This is a genomic window from Paenibacillus sp. Y660, from assembly GCF_057221575.1.
Window position 1 is genome coordinate 1 of record NZ_JBXBBJ010000078.1, and the last position, 983, is coordinate 983.

3 rRNA genes are annotated in these 983 nt (G+C 49.9%); all 3 read right to left on the reverse strand.

Annotated elements, in window-relative coordinates:
• Positions 1–297 (reverse strand): 23S ribosomal RNA (locus tag AC2TDN_RS26500); the annotation flags it as partial.
• Positions 298–585: 288 nt separating this feature from the next.
• Positions 586–702, reverse strand: a 5S ribosomal RNA gene (gene rrf / locus AC2TDN_RS26505).
• 173 nt (positions 703–875) lie between these two features.
• Positions 876–983, reverse strand: a 16S ribosomal RNA gene (locus AC2TDN_RS26510); the annotation flags it as partial.

The following is a 983-nucleotide window of genomic DNA, read 5'->3' on the forward strand; positions in this document are numbered from 1 at the left end:
CCCTGCGGATAAATCCGCAAGTTTGGGCTAATCCGCGTTCGCTCGCCGCTACTGACGGAATCACTATTGTTTTCTCTTCCTCAGGGTACTTAGATGTTTCAGTTCCCCTGGTATGCCTCTTACTAAGCTATGTATTCACTTAGTAGTAACTGTCCATTACGACAGCTGGGTTTCCCCATTCGGAAATCCTCGGATCAATGCCTGCTTACGGCTCCCCGGGGCGGTATCGTTGTTCGCCACGTCCTTCTTCGGCTCCTGGTGCCTAGGCATCCTCCGTGCGCTCTTACTAGCTTAACCATATGCTCAGGTGATTCGGCTTGACCGCCGTTTTCATTTTGTTTCCTCAATCTCCTAAGACATCAAGTAGGTGAAACAAAACGAAAAGAAGTCGGAACAATCTCGAACACCTTTCGCTAACAATAAAAACAGCTTAAAGGATGTTTCAGCAATTCTTTTCTTTCGTTATCCAGTTTTCAAGGTGCAAGGATCATCCCTACCGCTCTCGCGGAAGGACTATTAGATTATCATGCTCGCTTGCTGCATTCAACCTCTAAATGTTGGCAGCTCGCTTGCATAGCATAACCCGCTTGGCGACGTCCTACTCTCCCAAGACCCTGCGGTCTAAGTACCATTGGCGCTGGAGGGCTTAACGGTCGTGTTCGGTATGGGAACGCGTGGTTCCCCTCCGCCATCGCCACCAAACGGATGACTTAACGTTGAAAGATGGTTTCCGGGGTCCCCGAAAAGTAATCGGTATAAGCTGCAACGCTTATCTCCACTTTTTGGGGTACGGTTACTCTTTCAAAACTGACAACGAGTAAAGCGATAAACTGCCACGTTTATCCGAACCTCATCGGGTCCGGGTATTTCCTTAGAAAGGAGGTGATCCAGCCGCACCTTCCGATACGGCTACCTTGTTACGACTTCACCCCAATCATCTACCCCACCTTCGACGGCTAGCTCCCTTGCGGGTTACCCCACCG